The organism is Georgenia alba, from assembly GCF_042665525.1.
GTDB classification, from domain to species: Bacteria; Actinomycetota; Actinomycetes; order Actinomycetales; family Actinomycetaceae; genus Allobogoriella; species Allobogoriella alba.
In genome coordinates this window covers 361930-367993 of the sequence record NZ_JBHTCQ010000001.1, presented here as the reverse complement: position 1 = coordinate 367993, position 6064 = coordinate 361930, and the positions used below count along the sequence as shown (strand labels likewise).

At 72.3% G+C, this 6064-nt stretch carries 2 protein-coding genes and 1 pseudogene; all 3 read right to left on the bottom strand.

Annotated elements, in window-relative coordinates; genetic code table 11:
• A pseudogene (locus ACFQQL_RS01805) lies at positions 1 to 434 on the bottom strand (hypothetical protein); the annotation flags it as partial.
• A gap of 82 nt (positions 435 to 516) precedes the next feature.
• Positions 517 to 3786, bottom strand: coding sequence for an AfsR/SARP family transcriptional regulator (locus ACFQQL_RS01800; RefSeq protein WP_382390659.1), 3270 nt, complete (start codon positions 3784 to 3786; stop codon positions 517 to 519).
• A 62-nt stretch (positions 3787 to 3848) separates the two neighbouring features.
• Positions 3849 to 6014: an RNA polymerase recycling motor ATPase HelR gene (helR, locus tag ACFQQL_RS01795; protein WP_382390657.1), complete on the bottom strand. Its 2166-nt coding sequence runs from the start codon at positions 6012 to 6014 to the stop codon at positions 3849 to 3851.
• Positions 6015 to 6064 lie beyond the last annotated feature (50 nt).

The following is a 6064-nucleotide window of genomic DNA, read 5'->3' as shown; positions in this document are numbered from 1 at the left end:
GTCGGGTCGACGGTGGTGTCGATGACGGTGGCGGTGGTCTCGGCGGTGGCGCCGGTGGTGTCGGTCATGCGGACGCCGTAGGTGCCGGGTTCGAGGTCGGCGGGGACCTCGAGGTCTTGGGAGAAGGCACCGTTCTGGTCGGCGTCGGCGGTGAACTCGTTCAGGACGGTGCCGTCCTCGGCGAGGGTCTGGCCCTGGATGGTGGAGTCGGGGGTGTAGCCCTCTCCGGACAGGACGAAGGGGTCGCCGGGGGCGAGCTGGTTGGGCTCGATCGTCACGGTCGGGTCAGCGGGCGGGTCGGTCGCCGCCATGGTGGGTGCGGCGAGTCCGATCATCGCCAGCACGGCCACCACGATCGCTGCCAGTCCGCGGCGCGCCGCGCTCCGGCGGGACGCCGATCGGTCGCGGACGAGAGATCCGGGGTACTTCCTCATGTCGCCTCTTCTGATCAGGGTGCGGGCTGAGTCCAACCTGTCCATCGCACCCGCCGCGCCTGACTGGTGCCTAACCGTTCGCTTACCGGGTCGCGGACGGGCGCTGCGCACCGTTCGCAAGGTGCTTCCGCACCCTCGACGCGTCTGGCGCTCGCGCCGTCGTGAAGATTGCGAGCGCGGTCTCCCAGTGCTGCTCGGCTGCCGGCCGATCTCCGGCGGAACCGGCAAGGAGTCCGAGCACTTCGTGGGCACGACCTTCCTCGAGCTTCAGCCCGGAGCGACGGGCGAGCGCCAGCGCGCGGTCGAGCTGCGACATCGCCCGCCGCACGTCACCGAGCGCCAGCTGTGCACGCCCTGCCTCGACGAGCGTTCGGGCCTCGATCCCTCCTATGCCGAACTCGTCCATGGTCTGCAACGCGTGCTCGGCCTCCGCAAGAGCGGCCGCCGGATCGCCGAGCTGACGGTGGGCTGCGGCCAGGGCGGTCCTGATCGAGACCTCACCGAACCGGAAGCCGATGTCATGGGCGCGTGCCAGAGCGTCCCGGTAGTCCCGCACGACCCCGGTGGTCTGTCCGTTCCGGAAGCGCGCCGTCGTGAGGATCTCCGACGCGCCGACCTCGTGGCGCGGCTCGCCCAGATCCTTGCCGAGTCGTAGCGCCGCCGAAGCGATCGCGACGGCCGCCTCGTAGTCGCCGGCCTCGCAATGGGTCTCGGCGAGGCACACGAGACCGTTGGCCTCGAGTCCTCGGTTGCCGAGCCGGCGCGCCAGCTCCAGGCACTGCTCGTAGTGCTCGATCGCCGCACCGAGCTCACCCCGGTACAGCAAGGCGTTCCCGATCGCACCGAGCACGCGAGCACGGATGGAGTCGTTGCCCTGGTTCAGCGCCAGGGCACGTCGGTGATGCTCCAGCGCGAGGTCCGCGCGCCCGGCCGACAGCTGTGCCACGCCGATGTAGTTGGTGTTCAGCACCTGCGCGTCGAGTTCCCCGAGCTCGCGGGCCAGCTCCAGCGCCTCCGCGTGGCACTGCACGCTGCGCTCGGCAGGTCCGAGCTGGCCGATGACTCGCCCCAGGTGGAACAGGCTCGAGAGCTGCTCGGCCTTGTCACCGCCGGAGCGGCTGAGCTCGAGGGCGCGACGGTGACAGGAACCGGCATCCTCGAACCGGCTCAACGAGAAGTGGATCAGGCCCATCACGTTGAGCATCCGCGCCTCGGCGCCCCGATCACCCTCCGCGCGGGCTGCGGCGAGCGCCGTGGTGCAGGCACGCAGCCCTTCCGCGGCGTGACCGCGCTCCCAGAAGTAGCCACCCAGGGCGTCGGCCAGGAGCCATGCGTACCTGGTGCGGCCCCGCTCCTGCGCGCGCTGGACTGCCGCGACCAGGTTCGGCATCTCGGCGTCGAGCCAGGCCAGGGCTGCGGCCTCGTCGAACCGCCCTTCCGTGCTCGACGGAGGGTCTGGGAGCGGGAGGCGTCGCACGTCCGGGTAGAGGACGTCGGCCGCGTCCCGCGCCGTACGGAGGTAGTGGTCCCACAGCCCGGTCTCGGCGGCGAGGGCTTCGCCGTCGCCGTCGGTCCGTGATGCCGCGTACTCCCTGATGAGGTCGTGCAGGTGGAAGCGGCCGGCGCCGCAGCGGCCCACCAGGCTCGCCGCCTGCAGGTGGTCCAGCTGCTGCTCGGTCTCGGCGACGCTCCGGCCGGACAGGGCGGCGGCCGCGGTTGCCGTGAAGTCGGGGCCCGGCACCAGACCGAGCAGGCGGAACAGTCGGGCGTGCGGCGTCTCCAGCCGCTCGTACGACAGGTCGAACGTGGTGCGTACCGCGGCGTGCGTGTCGCCCGGCACGCGCAGCCGCGCCAGCCGGCCGTGCTGACGCATGGCGTCGACGTGGTCGGCCAGGCTGGCACTGGTGTTCGCCTGGACGTTGGCCGCGGCGATCCGCAGGGCGAGCGGCAGTCCCGCGCAGGTCTCCACGAGCGCCGCGGCCGCGTCCGGCTCGGCGGCGAGCCGGTCGGCTCCGATCATCCCGGCCAGGACCTCGTACGACTCCTCGCGGCCCAGTGTCGCGAGCCTGATCTCGTCACCGCCGTCGAGCGCGACGAGGCCCCGCAACGCATCCCGGCTCGTCACGAGCGCCGCGCACTGCGACTGGCCCGGCAGCAACGGCCGGACCTGCTCCGGGTCGGCGGCGTTGTCGAGCACGACCAGGACCCGTCGCCCGGCCAGGAGGGTGCGGTACAGGGCGACCTGGTCGGCGACCTCCACGGGGATCTGGCTCGTCGCCACGCCCAGGGCCCGCAGGAACCGTCCGAGCACGACCTCGGGAGCCAGCGGCCCGCCTGCGGAGTAGCCACCGAGGTTGACGTACAACTGGCCGTCCGGGAACGCGTGCGCGGCCCGATGAGCGGCGTGCACGGCGAGGGCCGTCTTGCCCGCCCCCGGCGGTCCGGAGACGATCGTCAGCGGCGCCTCGCCGTCGGTCAGGCGTCGGACGAGGGTCGCGACGTGCGGCTCGCGGCCGACGAGATGGCGTGTGTCCGGCGGCAGCTCGGACGGCACGGTTAGCCGGTCGCTCGTCGGCCGGACGGTCGCCGCGTCGTCGACCGTCCCGGCGAGGATGTCGGCGTGCAGCCGCCGGATCGCGGGCCCCGGCTCGATCCCGAGCTCGTCCCGCAAGTGGCTCCACAGGTCCTGGTAGACCTCGAGCGCCTCCGCACGACGGCCCGCCCGCTGCAACGCCCGCATGTGCAACGCGCGAAGCTGCTCCCGTTCCGGATGCTGGTGGGTCAGCTCGGCGAGCTCGCCCAGCAGCTCGGCGTGCCGGCCGAGCTGTATGTCGACCTCCAGGCGGCGCTCCAGAGCCTGGAGGTGCTCCTCGTGCAGACGGGGGACCACCGTGTTCTGCAAGGACTCGGACGGGACGTCGGCGAGCGCCGCGCCCTGCCAGAGCGACAGCGCGGTCGCGAGCAGCTCGGACTCGCGCTCGAGGTCGCCGGTGGCCCCAGCCGCGCGGGAGCGCAGCACCGCGTCGCTGAACCGCGTGACGTCGACCTGAGACCGGTCTATCGCCAGGCGGTAGCCGTTCGGCTGGGTGAGGATGAGCTGGAAGGTGGGTCCGTCGTCGTCGAGAAGGCTGCGCAGGCGGTTCGCGTACACGTGGATCGCGGACCTCGCGGACGACGGCGAGTTCTGGCCCCAGAGCGTGTCCACGAGCCGGTCGTAGGAGACGGTCCGCCCGGCGTCCAGGGCGAGCGTCGCGAGCAGCACGCGTAGCTTCTTCCGGCCGATCGGCACCGGTTCCGAGCCGCGCCGTACGTGCAGCTCGCCGAGCAGCCCGACCCACAGCTCCGATGTCACGGTCCCCGTCCTTCGCCCCCTCGACGGTGTACCCACCGCAGTGAATGTAACTGACGCACACCTCAGGCCTTGCTGAGGATGACCAGCCGCTGCGTCGCCCGGGTCATGGCGACGTAGCGGTCCACGACCGGCTCGACGCCGTCCTGATCCTCTGCGTGATGCTCGTCCGCGCCGACAAGCACGACGAGGTCGAACTCCAGCCCCTTCACAAGCTCAGGGCTCAGTGACCGGACGCGGGACGTCGGTTCGAAGGTCGGGTCACCGATGACGCACGCGGTCCCTTCGGCGTGCGCGGCGAGCCACTCCTCGAGGATGGCGTCCAGCTCCGCCGTCGTCCCGTGCGTGACGGGGACGCCGGTGCTCCGGATCGAGGTGGGCACGTTGGCGTCCGGGAGCACCGTCCGGATGACCGGTTCCGCCGCCGCCATCACCTCTTCCGGGGTGCGGTAGTTGACGGTCAGGGACGCCCGCGTGACGGCGTCGATCCCGATCCGTCCGAGCCGTTCCTCCCACGTCTCGGTGAACCCGTGCCGGGCCTGGGTGCGGTCACCCACGATCGTGAAGCTCCGCGAGGGGCACCGCGCGAGGAGCATCTGCCACTCGGCGTCGGTGAGCTCCTGCGCCTCGTCCACGACGACGTGCGCGAACGGGCCGGCCAGCCGGTCCGGGTCGCGGGTCGGCCCGGCACCTTCTGTCAGCGCCTCCTGCAGGTCCTCGCCTCGCAGCATGGACATGACCAGCATGTCGGAGTCGTCGGAGGCGATCAGGTCCTCCACCACGCGAGCTCGCTCCTCCTGCTCGGCGGCGCGGGCGGCCTCGTGGCGCTGTCGTCTCCGTGTGAGCTGGGGATCGCCGAGGCGCTGCCGCGCGGCGTCCAGCAGTGGCAGGTCGGCGACCGTCCACGCCTGCGGGTTCGTCCGCTGCAGGGTCCGGACCTCGGCGGGGGTGAGCCACGGCGCGCACATGCGTAGGTAGGCCGGCACGGACCACAGGTCCCCGACCAGGTCGCTCGCCTCCAGCGACGGCCAGGACCGCTCGAGGGTCCGGCGCAGCTCGGTGTTCCGGCGGAGCGAGCGGCGCAGGGCGTCGGGGGAGACCTCCTCGTCGTGCTTGTCGACCAGGATGTCGAGGAGCTCGTCCCAGATCTGCTCGCGGGCCTCGTTGTGCGGCGTGCCGGGATCGACGGCTTGAAAGGCCTGGGCCCACTCGGCGGCGCTGAGGGGGATGTCGGACCAGGGGGTCTCGACGACCATGTCCTCGTCCGGAGGCTCCTCGTACAACCGGACGGCCGGCTCGACGGCACCCACCAGCTCCGCGGAAGCCTTCAGGCGCGCGACCTCCGGATCCTGCTCCGGTCCCGCCATGGCTCCCTCGGGCACGAGGTCGCGCAGCGTGCAGGTCTGCACACCGTCCTCACCCAGGCTCGGGAGCACGTCGGAGACGTAGTCGAGGTAGGGCTGGTGCGGTCCGACGACCAGGACGCCGCCGCGGTGCCGATCGAGCAGGGGATCGGTGTAGAGCAGGTAGGCGGCCCGGTGCAGGGCGACGACCGTCTTCCCGGTGCCCGGTCCGCCGTCGACCACGAGGGCGCCGCGGGACCCGGTCCGGATGATGGCGTCCTGGTCGGCCTGGATGGTGCCGAGCACGTCCCGCATCCGCGGGGACCGGCTGGCGCCGAGGCCGGCGATGAAGGCGGACTGGTCGTCGAGGGCCGGGTGCCGCTCGAGCCCGGCCGTGTCCCCGAGAGCGAAGATCTCGTCCCAGTAGTCGGTGATGCGCCCGCCCGACCACCGGTACCGGCGGCGGCTGGCCAGACCCATCGGGTTCGCGTGCGTGGCGCCGAAGAACGGCTCTGCGGCGGGGGAGCGCCAGTCCACCAACAGGCGCCGTCCGTCGGTGTCCGTCAGGCCCACGCGCCCGACGTAGACGGGCTCGGGGTCGTCGGTGCCGACCATGCGTCCCAGGCACAGGTCCAGGCTGTAGCGGCGCAGGAGGCGCAGCCGCGCAGTGAGCCGGTGGACCTCCTGGTCGCGTTCCAGCGCCGCCTGGCCTCCACCGGCGGGTGTCCTGCGGACGGCGTCGAGCCGGTCGGACAGGTCGGCGACGGACCGCTCCAGGCTCGCGGCGATGGCTGCGAAGTGCCGTTCGTCCGCGGCGATCAACGCCCGGTCTGCCTTCGCGGTGAGGTTCTCGGGGAGGTCGAACGCACTCGTCGTGGCGTGGCTCATCGCGTCATCTCCGGGTGGGGGCGGCTCGGGACGGCGATTCTGCGCCACCG

What these genes read in the sequence shown, in the direction of transcription:
- helR (WP_382390657.1), bottom strand. Translation starts at nt 6,014, where the DNA reads ATGAGCCACGCCACGACGAGTGCGTTCGACCTCCCCGAGAACCTCACC.